This is a genomic window from Sphingobacterium faecale (genome assembly GCF_016746095.1).
Taxonomy (GTDB): domain Bacteria; phylum Bacteroidota; class Bacteroidia; order Sphingobacteriales; family Sphingobacteriaceae; genus Sphingobacterium; species Sphingobacterium faecale.
The window spans coordinates 43,503-56,290 of the sequence record NZ_JAERTY010000011.1 but is presented as its reverse complement, the minus strand read 5'-3'; the positions used below and the strand labels follow the sequence as shown (position 1 = coordinate 56,290).

General features: G+C 42.8%; 10 protein-coding genes. 8 read left to right on the top strand and 2 right to left on the bottom strand.

Annotated features, from left to right (window positions below):
- The first annotated feature begins 110 nt into the window (after window positions 1-110).
- Window positions 111-1,097 (top strand): class 1b ribonucleoside-diphosphate reductase subunit beta, encoded by a 987-nt coding sequence (gene nrdF, locus JKG61_RS18960; protein ID WP_202104541.1) that lies wholly within the window; start codon window positions 111-113, stop codon window positions 1,095-1,097.
- Between the two features lie 66 nt (window positions 1,098-1,163).
- Here the strand turns inward: nrdF and JKG61_RS18955 are convergent, their stop codons facing one another.
- Window positions 1,164-2,879 carry a GMC oxidoreductase gene (locus tag JKG61_RS18955; RefSeq protein WP_202104540.1) on the bottom strand — a complete coding sequence of 572 codons (1,716 nt, stop codon included), beginning with the start codon at window positions 2,877-2,879 and terminating at the stop codon, window positions 1,164-1,166.
- Between the two features lie 6 nt (window positions 2,880-2,885).
- Window positions 2,886-3,362: a gluconate 2-dehydrogenase subunit 3 family protein gene (locus tag JKG61_RS18950; protein ID WP_202104539.1), complete on the bottom strand. Its 477-nt coding sequence runs from the start codon at window positions 3,360-3,362 to the stop codon at window positions 2,886-2,888.
- Between the two features lie 401 nt (window positions 3,363-3,763).
- Between JKG61_RS18950 and JKG61_RS18945 the strand changes: the two genes are divergently transcribed.
- The 7 genes from JKG61_RS18945 to JKG61_RS18915 all read left to right on the top strand — a co-directional run bounded on the left by JKG61_RS18945 (window position 3,764) and on the right by JKG61_RS18915 (window position 12,788).
- On the top strand, window positions 3,764-4,375 hold the full coding sequence (locus tag JKG61_RS18945; protein ID WP_202104538.1) for a fumarylacetoacetate hydrolase family protein: 612 nt from the start codon (window positions 3,764-3,766) through the stop codon (window positions 4,373-4,375).
- A 4-nt stretch (window positions 4,376-4,379) separates the two neighbouring features.
- Complete coding sequence (locus JKG61_RS18940; protein ID WP_202104537.1) at window positions 4,380-6,104, top strand: M23 family metallopeptidase; 1,725 nt, start codon at window positions 4,380-4,382, stop codon at window positions 6,102-6,104.
- Window positions 6,105-6,345: 241 nt separating this feature from the next.
- The gene (locus tag JKG61_RS18935; RefSeq protein ID WP_202104536.1) at window positions 6,346-6,711 is read left to right on the top strand and encodes a four helix bundle protein; all 366 of its coding nucleotides are present in this window, start codon (window positions 6,346-6,348) and stop codon (window positions 6,709-6,711) included.
- A gap of 77 nt (window positions 6,712-6,788) precedes the next feature.
- Window positions 6,789-7,250 (top strand): thioredoxin-dependent thiol peroxidase, encoded by a 462-nt coding sequence (bcp, locus tag JKG61_RS18930; RefSeq protein WP_202104535.1) that lies wholly within the window; start codon window positions 6,789-6,791, stop codon window positions 7,248-7,250.
- Between the two features lie 102 nt (window positions 7,251-7,352).
- Window positions 7,353-7,922 (top strand): RNA polymerase sigma factor, encoded by a 570-nt coding sequence (locus JKG61_RS18925; RefSeq protein WP_202104534.1) that lies wholly within the window; start codon window positions 7,353-7,355, stop codon window positions 7,920-7,922.
- 98 nt (window positions 7,923-8,020) lie between these two features.
- Window positions 8,021-9,157 carry a FecR family protein gene (locus tag JKG61_RS18920; RefSeq protein WP_202104533.1) on the top strand — a complete coding sequence of 379 codons (1,137 nt, stop codon included), beginning with the start codon at window positions 8,021-8,023 and terminating at the stop codon, window positions 9,155-9,157.
- 166 nt (window positions 9,158-9,323) lie between these two features.
- On the top strand, window positions 9,324-12,788 hold the full coding sequence (locus JKG61_RS18915) for a TonB-dependent receptor (RefSeq protein WP_237249540.1): 3,465 nt from the start codon (window positions 9,324-9,326) through the stop codon (window positions 12,786-12,788).

Below are 12,788 nucleotides of genomic sequence, written 5' to 3'. Positions count from 1 at the left end.
TGCTCAAAATAAAACATAACAAATCGGGAGAAAGCGAGAACAAGCCTTCTCCTGTTTTTAGTCTTTAACGGAGCTTTAGCGAGCTCAACAATGATAATTTTTAGTAGTACATGGACAAACAATTTACCGCCGTCAACTGGAATACACCGGATAATGATTACGCCCTCATGTTCTGGGAGCAGAATATCAAACAGTTCTGGATTGACACTGAATATATTCCATCTAAAGATATCGACAGCTGGAAGGGCCTAAGCTGGGATATGAAAGAGTGCTATAAAAAAGCACTAGGTGGATTGACATTACTAGATACCCTACAGAGTCACACCGGTATGCCTAAGATTATAGATCATATCGATTCGCTACAAAACAAAGCGGTGCTCTCGTATATGTGTATGATGGAAGCTATACATGCCAAATCATATTCGACGATATTTACAACAGTATCTACCACCAACGAGATCAACGATGTGTTTGGTTGGGTAGCACAGAACAAATTTTTACAATTCAAAGCCAATACAATCGATAGACACTATCGGGGTATAGACAAGAAAAATCCAAGCGACGAGGAGCTGTTTATGGCATTAGCTTCGTCGGTACTGTTGGAATCATTTTTATTCTATTCCGGATTCTTTTTACCACTTTGGCTGTGTGGACAGGGACAAATGGTCGCTTCAGCAGATATCATCAAAAAAATCGTGGCGGACGAATCGATACATGGTGTATTCGTTGGATTGATCGCTCAAGAGGTATTTGCCAAGTTGCCAAATAAAGAGGAAGTAAAACAACGTTTCTTAAATCTTCTTAATGAACTTTACGAAAACGAGATCAAGTACACCGAAGAGCTTTATACCGTAGTGGGATTGACGTCAGAAGTCAAAGAATACGTTCGTTACAACGGCAATAAAGCCTTGATGAATCTTGGTTTCGACCCTATATTCGAAGTAAAACAGGTCAACCCTATCGTATTGAATGGTTTGAATACAGAGACGACACAGCATGACTTCTTTTCGAAGAAATCCACAAACTACGAGAAGTCCATGGAAATCGTGCACCTAAAACACGAAGACTTTGAAATGGATGCTACAGTAGATATTTAATTATAGTCTTTTAAGAATAAAAAAAGCGCTGTACAGAATTCTGTACAGCGCTTTTTTTGTATCTACTTATAGGTTTCCTTTTTTCATCTCACGCACTGCGTAGTCTACAGAACGGGCAGAAAATGCCATGTATGTCAAGGAGGGATTTTGTGTAGCCGTAGAGGTCATACAGGCCCCATCGGTCACAAACACGTTTGATACCGCATGCATCTGGTTCCACTTATTCAACATAGAAGTCTTCGGATCCGCCCCCATCCGTACGCCCCCCATTTCATGAATATCCAATCCAGGAGCCTGCCAAGCCTCGTCCCTGCGAATATTACTAAAACCTGCGATCTTGAACATCTCCTCCATAGTGTCCAGATAATCCTTTTTCATCTTGTCATCGTTTTCATCATAATCGATCGAAATCTTTAACAACGGAACTCCCCAGTCATCCTTTCTCTGGGTATCCAATGTAACGAAGTTAGTCGCCTTAGGAATAGTCTCCCCCATCATATGCGACCCTACTCCCCAATTGCCCAATTGGGGGTTCAACAACGATTCCTTTAATCCTTTGCCTAAACCAGATTGATCGCCTACAGCCGAACGCCAAGCTCCAAAACCTGCAGCATAACCGCGTAAATAATCCGTCTCCTGTTTATATAAATTACGAAAACGAGGCATATATCCCCCTCCAGCGGGATTTCTCCCGGTAGTTTTGTAATCTAATAGTTCCTCATACTCAGCATATACCCGTGCACTGTAATTATGAAAAGCGACATACTTACCCAAAGTCTCGCTATCATTGCCAATACCATTGGGAAAACGATTGGAAATCGAATTTAAAAGTAGCAGATTCGTATTTATCGCTGCTGCATTTACAAAGATAACACGAGCGAAAAAGTCTATCTCTTCCTTCGTATTGCGGTCGATTACTTTGACACCTATCGCACGCTTTTTGTGTTCATCATACAAAATAGAATGGACGACAGAGTCGGGGCGCAAAGTCAGGTGACCGGTCTTAGCGGCCCAAGGTAAAGTCGATGAATTGGAGCTAAAATATCCCCCAAATGGGCATCCCCGCTGGCAAAGAACACGGTTTTGACACTGCGTCCGACCTTGTTGGATATGTATAGGCTGTGGCTTGGATATATGAGCACATCGGGCAGATATGACCTTCCGTTCGGGATACTTTCCCTCAATGGATTTCTTAAAATACTTCTCTACGACATTTAGCGGATACCCCGGCAGGAACTCCCCGTCGGGCAACTCAGGCAGACCATCTCTATCTCCTGCAATACCTGCAAACCGCTCCACCTGATCATACCAAGGTTTTAGGTCGGCATACCGGATCGGCCAATCGACAGCAAACCCGTCACGAGCAGGCCCCTCAAAATCAAAATCAGACCAACGCTGCGTCTGTCTGGCCCATAAGAGTGATTTTCCACCGACTTGATATCCTCTGATCCAATCGAAAGGCTTTTCCTGGATATAAGGATGTTCTTGATCTTTGACAAAAAAATGTGCCGCATCCTCATGAAATGCATAACATTTGCTCACAATCGGGTTATCCTTTTTAATCTGATAAGGTAATTCATTCCGATGTTCAAACTCCCAAGGATACATATTGGTTGTAGGATAGTCTTTGATATGCTTTACATCTCTTCCCCGTTCTAACACCAGGGTTTTTAATCCCCGCTCGCAAAGTTCTTTGGCAGACCATCCTCCACTGATCCCCGAACCGATTACAATGGCATCGTAAGTCCTATCTTTCGCGGAGTCTATATTTAGGTTTATCATACTTTATTATGTATTAACTTTTACGGCTCCATCATAATGCCCCGGAACCAACTCATAAATCAACTTATTTTTCATAATATACTCGGAATTAAGGTATCCCTGTACCGTCCGCTTTTTAAGAATATCAAAAAAAACATCTTCTCTTAAAGTCTGTAGGTAGGCCAGACGGGCAGATTCGGTCTTTAATTCCGCCTTAGCGACCTTTTTCAATCCTTTGATAAAAGCCTCCTGATCTTCGGAACTATGGCAGTCGTCTAACATTTTCATCACAAAAAGATGCAAATTCAGCTCCTTTGCTCCCGGTGAATCCGTCCCAGGAATGATAGCCTCCACCAAATCACCGATAAGCGCCTCATCAGCTGCGGAAAGTACGATATGCCGTAGTTCAATAGAGGCCTCTCCCACCCCGCCTGTGCAAGAAGAAGCTATCATAAGACCTCCTGCAAGGATAAAGAATTGTTTTAATGCTGTTCTTCTGTTCATAATATTTCCGCTATAAATAAGTTTCTCAATGGCTGAGAAGAGATCGATAAACTGCTTTTATATACGACGCAATTATAGGGCATGTAAAAGGCAATTTATCTAAGTTTGAAACCTAGCATCTAATTTAAGTATTTTTATCAGAAAAACGATTTAGCGAAAGTAATTTAATATTCTATTTTTCAGCAATACACCTGCAATAAGGCACTCCGTCAAAGCATTTATTGGATATAAAATCAATTTTGGTTAAGTTTGTTTATGTAGATTTTCTTACAAACAAGAAATTAATCACAGCATGTAGAATCGTCCATAACTAAGTATCGGGAGATCACATACGAATATCCAAATAACTCACTGAAGTCCACCAGCTGGCGGATGACCATTGAAGAAAAAATAATACACATATGAAAATCATCGCAGTAGGCCGTAACTATATTGATCACGCCAAAGAACTCGACAATCCAGTACCTGATCAACCTGTTATCTTTTTAAAACCTGATACCGCGGTACTGAAAGACAATAAAGACTTTTATATCCCTGATTTTTCAAAAGATATCCATTATGAATGCGAGCTTGTCGTTCGTATATGTAATGAAGGCAAACACGTTTCTAAAAAATTTGCCCCTAAATACTATGATGCCATTGGGCTTGGTATTGACTTTACAGCACGTGACTTACAATCGCAGCTCAAATCCAAAGGGCTTCCCTGGGAGCTTGCAAAATCCTTTGACCACTCGGCTGTAGTAAGCCCCCTTCTGCCCAAAGAAGCGTTTGACGATCTAAATGCTGTTAAATTCTCCTTAACCAAAAATGGTGAAGTTGTACAATCGGGTGATACCGCTGACATGATTTTCGACATTGACACCTTGATAACATTTATTTCCGGCTATATAACGCTGCGAAAAGGCGATCTGATCTACACCGGAACTCCTGCTGGTGTAGGCCCTGTAATCATCGGGGATAAACTGGAGGGATTTATTGGAGACAAATTAATGTTTTCTACACTTATTAAATAATAGCATGGGAAAAACACCTTACCTGATTTTATTTCTTTTTCTACAGACTGGTATATCTATTGGACAGAACAAGGATATTATCACCTCACGCAATTATCCTCAGGGTTATTTCCGTAATCCACTGAACATAGCCATGGATGCTTCGGGTACATTCGGCGAGTTACGTTCGACACACTTTCATGCAGGCGACGATTACCGGACCCAACAGCGCACGGGATTACCACTCCACGCAGCTGCCGAAGGCTATGTATCCCGCGTGCGGGTACAGATCGGTGGCGGCGGTAACTCGGTTTACATTGATCATCCCAATGGCTACACCACGGTATATTTACATATGGAAGACTTCAACGAAGTGCTGACCAACATCGTTCGCGCAGAACAGTATAAGCAACAGCGCTTTGATGTCGATATCACTTTAAATAGAAACCAGGTTGTCATCAGCAAGGGTATGCAGATCGGTCGAGCCGGCAACTCCGGAGGCTCCGGCGGCCCACATTTGCATCTCGAGATCAGGGATACCAAAAGTCAAAATCCGCTTAATCCACAGTTGTTTGGTTTAAAATTTAACGACAGCTTTAAGCCCACGATCAATAGCATTATGCTCTACGACTTAAATGCCCCCTTATTCAATGAACATACGCCTCGAAAACCACTTGCTGTAAAAGCTATCCGGGCCGGTGAATACACCCTTACACAGACTTCTCCGCTATCAGTGAGCGGCCTGTTTGGGCTTGGAATCAGCACGGTAGATAGACATCGTAATGGGGGTTTCCAAAACGGCGTCTATTCTATAGAGTTATTTATTGGCGGCAAGTCCGTATCTAACGTATTATTTGAAGAGCTGGATTTTAACAGTTCTCGCGGGATTCATTCTTATATTGACTATCCACATTGGAAAAAAACCAAAGTAAAAATCCAAAAAAGCTTTAAAGACCCTGGAAATCCAATAGCAATATTTAAAACCCTTCCAACCAAGAGAGGTTTCGAACTGCAGGAAAACAAAATATACGATGCCAAGTACGTGGTCAAGGATGTAGCCGGCAATACCAGTGAACTGAATTTTAAGATAGAAAACAAAGGCGATATGAAGCCGGCTGCTTATAAGCCGGTCGGAGTACAATTCTTTAAATTTGATAATAGCAATTCCTTTGAACGTGAGGATGTAAAAGTCAACATCCCCAAAAACGTACTTTACGACGATCTGGATTTTGAATACAGCAGCGCACCTGTACCGGCCAACGGATACTCTACGCTACACAAGATACACAACAGCCTTACTCCTGTTTTTCAATCCTACAATCTTGCTATAAAACCCACTAACCTACCTCCACACCTACAACGCAAAGCTTTAATAGCATCGCTGGAAAATGGCGCGGAAGGCGGGACTTTTGAAAACGGCTGGGTATCGGTCAACACGCGGAATTTTGGAAGCTTTTACGTCGTTGTTGATACCATCGCGCCGACAATCACGCCACGTAATCTGACCTCTGGAAAGAATGTTACCAGCCAACGAAAGATCGATTTTACCATAACAGACAATTTATCCGGCATACAATCTTTCGACGGGTATATTGACGACAAATGGGTGTTGATGGAATATGATTCTAAGAATCGTCATCTATGGCACACTTTTGACTCCTCATTAGCTAAGGGTACGCATAAGTTTAAATTAGTTGTCAAAGATTGGAAAGACAATGAAAAGGTATACGAAGCTAGTTTTAAGAGGTAAGCAGATGTCAGTGGTCAGTGGTCAGTAAGCAGTAGTCAGGGGTCAGTAAGCAGTAGGCAGTAGAAAGATGTCAGTGGTCAGTGGTCAGTGGACAGTGGGTCAGATGTCAGAAAAAACTAACGAACGAACGAACTACTAAAAACTAATTACTAAAACACTGACTACTGAAGAACTGACTACTAAACTACTGAAGAACTGATTACTAAACAACAATTAATAATTCGTAAATTAGGGGCACAACATGATGTCGATACAAAAGTTTGAGGATCTTATTGCTTGGCAAAAAGCACAAGATATCGCTATAGATATTTATGCAATCTTTGTGGACTCAAGAGACTGGAGCTTTAAAGATCAGATATGTAGAGCAGCCGTGTCAATCTCCAATAATATCGCTGAAGGATTTGATAGGCAAAGCAATAAAGAGTTTATACGGTTTTTATATATATCTTTAGGTTCCGCAAGCGAAGTAAAATCAATGCTCTACCTCGCAAAAAAATTAGGCTATCTAGACGATACAGCTTTCCAAAAACATTACGAACAAAGCGTTGAAATAGCAAAAGTAATAACAGGATTAATAAAATCCCTAAAACTAAAAACTGACTACTGATTACTAAACTACTAAAACACTGACTACTGAATACTGACTACTAATTACTAATTACTAAAACACTAAAAACTTTAAACATGTCAGAATTAAAAATTGGAGATCAGGCTCCCGCTATTCAAGCAAAAAATCAAAATGGAGAAATCGTAAATCTATCCGACTTTAGTGGAAAGAAGGTCATACTATATTTCTACCCCAAAGATAATACGCCAGGCTGTACTACAGAGGCATGTAACTTTAGAGACAACTACCAATCTTTACTAAGCAAAGGATTCGAAGTATTGGGTGTTAGCATCGATAGTGAACAATCGCATCAAAAATTCATCAGTAAATTCGAACTTCCCTTCCATCTATTGGCCGATGAAGATCAGAAGATCGTGAATGATTATGGTGTATGGGTCGAGAAAAACATGTACGGCAAAAAATATATGGGCACAGCACGTACCACCTTTATCATCGACGAAAATGGAAAGATAGAGCATATTATTAAGAAAGTAGATAACAAGAATGCGTCACAGCAAATTCTTGATCTATTCCATTAAACCGAAACACAAGAAACCAATAGCTAGGCGAAAAGACAATATCGCCTAGCGCGATTACCCTGGATTATTCCAAAACACTTTTGTCTAGTTTTTTTTATTAGCATGATTAGCTTCGACGAACAGGATGATGAGTTACTATGCCGATACCTGTACCAAGGCAATCGGGAAGCCTTTACTGCTATATATAATAAGTATTGGCAATTATTATTCATCCATGCCTACAAAATGCTTTCCGATCAGAGCGAAGCCATGGATGTTGTCCAAGAGGTATTTTTCCGTATATGGAACAATGCGACACGTCTTCCTATCAACAGCCAATTGAAAGCCTATCTGTATGCCGCTGTACGTCATGCCATCCTAAAACAGATAGAAAAATCGAAACTCAATAAAAAATTTGCTTCTCATATTCAGCAAGCTTCTACGGAAAACAAAGAACAGGCTGACAGGTCGCTCTTATTCAAAGAGTTTCAACAACGCATTGATGCCAGTATTCAAAGTCTCCCTCCCCGTATGCGCGAAATATTCCAGTTGAGCCGCAACGAAGGATTATCCCATAAAGAAATAGCCCTATTATTGGATATAACGGAACATACCGTGAAAACAACCATACACCGGGCCCTTCTTCTTTTAAAGACCAAGCTTCCTTCTTTTCTATATATTCTCCTTGTATAATCCATAGAGGTTCTCAAAAGAATATTTTTTTCAACTTCATGTATACTTTATAGTTCATTATCGCTCTTACTTATATAACGATCAATGAAACTAAAATTATGCTAACGATAAAAGAGTGTCTCTATCTCCTCAAAAAGTATACAGGAGGCAAGGCTAGTTCCGCTGAGAAAGCCCTCATTGAGCAAGCTTACAATACGATGGAAAGCCAGCAAGCTTCTCAAGAGGTAAGCCCCGAACAGTTACAGATTATAGGAGAGACCCTACATAGCCGTATTATAAATATGCAGGCCAGGTCTAAACAAAAGCGGCTCTGGTATTATTCAGGTGCTGCAGCAGCGTTATTGCTCTTTGCCTCTGTCTGGATTTGGTCTGCCGGGGATCAGAATACCGAAACAAACCCAAATATTACGGTCGAACATGTATTTCCCAATGGGAAGGCTCCGATAGCGATTCTACCCAATGGGCGCCGGATACATCTAGATCATATAAAATCCGGTATAGCGATGACCCCGGATGCACTTCTCTATACCGATGGTTCACCTATAACAGAAACCACAGACTGGACAGCGCTCGCCACCCCACTCATCGAGATCATCACACCTAGGGGTACCCAATACCACATTGTACTGGAAGATGGAACTAAAGTATGGTTAAATGCGGGAAGCCGATTAAAATACCCTTTGCATTTCCATCAGGATCAACGCCATGTCGAACTGGATGGAGAAGCATTTTTTGAAGTGGCACATCAGCAGGTAGAAACCGAGGGGATAAAACGTCGTAAGCCATTTGTCGTAAAGACATCAAAACAGCAGGTCAATGTACTAGGGACAGCTTTCAATGTATACGACTACAGCCTCGAACATACCGTACGGACGACTTTACTCCAGGGTAAGGTTCAGGTTGACTATCCAGCATCCGATCGACATATTGATCTACTTCCCAATGAGCAGTCCACATGGGTTCAAGGAACGCTACGTAAGGAGAATGTCGACGCAGAACTGGTATCGAATTGGCGGGAGGGTTACTTATCTTTTGATGAAGCTTCTCTTTCCGACGTCGCTACCTACCTATCCCGTTGGTATGACATTGACGTTATCGTCAAGGGTAAGCCGGGGTCAGACAAATTCCAAGGACGCATATCCAAACAAGAACCCCTGAGCAAAATTTTACGAATCCTCCACGAGGCTAATGTAAAATATACGTTTGACAAAAACTTATTAACCCTACATCTCTAAAAGAAAGGACTACTATATGTAAGAAAACTAACCAATTATTAATCTATTACAACCAAAAAGAAGAGCCGGCTACCGACCGACTCTCCGATAAAGGTCTGGGATATTTTAAGCTATCCCACTTAGCATGTGATTCGACAAACTATTAAACCTTATTTAATGTAAAATTATGCAAATTATTCCAAACACAAAGCTGGATATGTATCCTGTATTTGTGCGATTCAAACAACTAATCATAATGAAGCTCATCATTCTATTAACTTTGACCTTATCGCTTCATGCCTCCGCCTATGTCAACGGTCAGAAAATAACGCTGCATGTAAAGAACGCAGAACTCTCTAAAGTTCTGAATAGCATTCAGCGACAGACTGGCTATGATATCTTTTTAAATAAAAGCTTTGTGCGGAACATACGTCTGGATGTCAATATGCAGAATAAGCCGCTGCCAGATGCTTTGGAAGAAATCCTCTCTGCTCAGGCATTGGATTTCAACATATTGGACAAAACGATCATTATCAAACCCAGAGCAAAACCATTGGTTCCGAAAGAAGTAGCAAAAGAACAGCAAGAACAGATTACCTCAGGCATCGTGCGCGACACCCTTGGTAATCCGTTAATCGGGGTTTCGATAATGATAAAAGGCCAGAGTGCCAAAGGAACCACAACTGATATCAATGGCCGCTATTCACTCGCTTATAAAACCGGTGATGTCGTCGTTATCGCAATGATGGGCTACAAATCACAGGAAATAAGGCCTGCATCTACCACCAATTTTGAGATAATGCTATTGCCAGACAATTCCGAACTTTCTGAGGTTGTAGTTACGGCATTTGGCACGTCGGTCAAGCGTCAGGATATGGTCGGATCTGTTACCTCGATCAACCCCTCCGAACTAAAAGTTCCTTCCAGTAATCTTACCTCAGCTTTAGCTGGTCGCTTGGCAGGTATGATTGCCTATCAGGACAGCGGTGAACCGGGTGCAGACAATGCGAATTTCTTTATCCGCGGTGTCACGACGTTCGGATACAAGCAAGACCCGCTCATACTTATTGACAATATGGAGGTAACGACTACGGATCTCGCCCGACTGCAGGTTGACGACATCCAGGCATTTTCCATTATGAAAGATGCTACCGCTACCGCCGTATACGGTGCCCGTGGAGCAAATGGGGTAATTCTCATCACCACAAAGCAGGGACGTGAAGGCAGAGCAAACCTCAGTGTCCGGCTCGAAAATTCAATATCTGCACCTACTACCAATGTTGACATTGCCGATCCGATCACTTTTATGCAGCTGCATAATGAAGCGTACTTCACGCGATTCGGCACCCCCTACTATACACCGGAGCAGGTCCATAATACCATCACTCAAGTGGACAAGAACAGGTATCCTATCACCGATTGGCAGGACATGGTCCTCAGAGACTATACGACCGTACAACGAGCGCATCTCAGTGTACGCGGCGGCGGCACTGTCGCACGCTATTTCGTATCTTCCTCACTGAATCAGGACAATGGTCTATTAAAGAATCCAGGAAACAGTAACTTCAACAGCAATATCAAACTTAGAACTTACAATCTCCGTAGTAATATCAATGTCAACCTAACCAAGAGCACAGAGCTCGTGGTACGTCTTTCGGGGAGCTTCGATGATTATCGGGGACCCATTCCAACAGGCGCCGGTGTTTATAGTATGATTATGAATGCCAACCCCGTATTATTTCCAGCCTATTACCAGGACGAACCTGGATTTGAGCACGTCAAGCATATCATGTTTGGCAACTATGATCTTGAGGGGGACTATCTCAATCCGTATGCCGAAGTCGTCAAGGGTTACAAAGAGTCGTCCCGTTCTAACATGTATGCACAACTAGAACTCAACCAAAACCTACAAAGTATCACCGAAGGTCTGACCTTCCGGATGATGGGCAATACAACACGGAATGCCTATTTTGATGTCAACCGGGCCTATAAACCTTATTTCTATGGCCAAGGAGATATTGACCCAGCGACAGGCAAGACGACCATCCGCTTGATGAACGAATTGAAAGGAAGTGAATACCTGGACTACCAGGCGGGAGGCAAGGACGTATTTTCTTCCTTATATTTCGAAGCCGGACTAAACTACAACCGTACATTCCATGACAAACATGGGGTATCCGGTATGCTGGTCTCCATATTGCGGCACAGTTTAAACGGCAATGCCGAGTCCTTACAGGCCTCATTACCTTTCCGGAATGCGGGAATATCCGGCAAGATGACCTATGCTTATGACAGTAGATATTATGCAGAATTCAACTTCGGTTACAACGGATCAGAAAGGTTCAGCCGCAAGAACCGATTCGGCTTCTTTCCATCGGCAGGCTTAGCGTGGAGCATATCGAACGAAAAATTCTGGGATCCTATGCGCCCGTTTATTTCCAACCTGAGGCTCCGTGGCACTTACGGCCTGGTGGGCAACGATCAGATCGGTGCTCCTGGCGACCGCTTTTTCTACCTTTCTGAAGTCAACCTCAATGCCAACGACAATGGTGCGACCTTCGGCACCAAATACGACATGAAACGCCCTGGCATCAGCGTCGTACGCTATGCTAACCCCAATATATCCTGGGAGACCGCCCATAAGAGCAATTTTGCCATCGAGCTGGGACTCTTTGATAAAGTACAGATCGTCGCTGAATACTTTAACGATTACCGCAAACGGATCTTGATGCCCCGGGCTGATATCCCCAATACTATGGGCTTAAGTTCTAACATTATGGCCAATGTGGGTGAAGCCATCAGCAAAGGCTTTGACGGATCACTGACGTACAGTCAGCATATTACAGAGCAATGGTGGTTGCGCAGTCAGGCCAACTTTACCTATGCTACAGGCAAATATAAAGTCTATGAAGAATTGGATTGGGGTGTCGACTACAAGCAACGGGTCAACAAGCCTATCCGTCAGAATTATGGTCTTGTAGCCGAGCGTTTGTTCATATCCGACGAGGAGGTATTACATGCTCCGGTACAGCAGTTATCTTACGGAGGCCTTATCGGTGCCCCCCGTGGTGGCGACATCAAGTATATCGACATTAATCAGGACGGGGTAATCGATGAGTTCGACATCGTACCTATAGGGCATCCGACCACGCCAGAGATCACCTATGGTTTCGGTTTTTCCAGTGGATATAAGGGGTTTGATTTCTCGGCATTTTTCCAGGGTACAGGCCGGCGCTCATTCTGGATCGACCCCTCCGCTACCGCCCCCTTTGTACAGACAGGCGGAGCCGGTTCCAGAGGAAATAGACAGCTTTTACAGGTCTATGCAGACCATCATTGGTCCGAAGAAAATCCAGATCCTTATGCGCTATATCCGAGATTCGGCCCTACGGCCAACCCTAACAACATCGTATCCAGCACATGGTGGATGCGCAACGGTTCATTTTTACGCCTCAAAAATATTGAAGCAGGTTATACCCTGCCCAAACACATCACGACAAAAGTAAAAATAGACATGCTACGCATTTATGCTAACGTGAGCAATCCAATGGTCTGGAGCAAATTCAAGATGTGGGATATCGAGATGGCCGGTAATGGGATGGGGTATCCACTACAGCGCGTATTCAATATGGGGATCAACGTATCCTTTTAA

Coding starts and splice junctions, on each gene's coding strand:
- nrdF (WP_202104541.1), top strand. CDS start 111: ATGGACAAACAATTTACCGCCGTCAACTGGAATACACCGGATAATGAT.
- JKG61_RS18955 (WP_202104540.1), bottom strand. CDS start 2,879: ATGATAAACCTAAATATAGACTCCGCGAAAGATAGGACTTACGATGCC.
- JKG61_RS18950 (WP_202104539.1), bottom strand. CDS start 3,362: ATGAACAGAAGAACAGCATTAAAACAATTCTTTATCCTTGCAGGAGGT.
- JKG61_RS18945 (WP_202104538.1), top strand. CDS start 3,764: ATGAAAATCATCGCAGTAGGCCGTAACTATATTGATCACGCCAAAGAA.
- JKG61_RS18940 (WP_202104537.1), top strand. CDS start 4,380: ATGGGAAAAACACCTTACCTGATTTTATTTCTTTTTCTACAGACTGGT.
- JKG61_RS18935 (WP_202104536.1), top strand. CDS start 6,346: ATGATGTCGATACAAAAGTTTGAGGATCTTATTGCTTGGCAAAAAGCA.
- bcp (WP_202104535.1), top strand. CDS start 6,789: ATGTCAGAATTAAAAATTGGAGATCAGGCTCCCGCTATTCAAGCAAAA.
- JKG61_RS18925 (WP_202104534.1), top strand. CDS start 7,353: ATGATTAGCTTCGACGAACAGGATGATGAGTTACTATGCCGATACCTG.
- JKG61_RS18920 (WP_202104533.1), top strand. CDS start 8,021: ATGCTAACGATAAAAGAGTGTCTCTATCTCCTCAAAAAGTATACAGGA.
- JKG61_RS18915 (WP_237249540.1), top strand. CDS start 9,324: ATGCAAATTATTCCAAACACAAAGCTGGATATGTATCCTGTATTTGTG.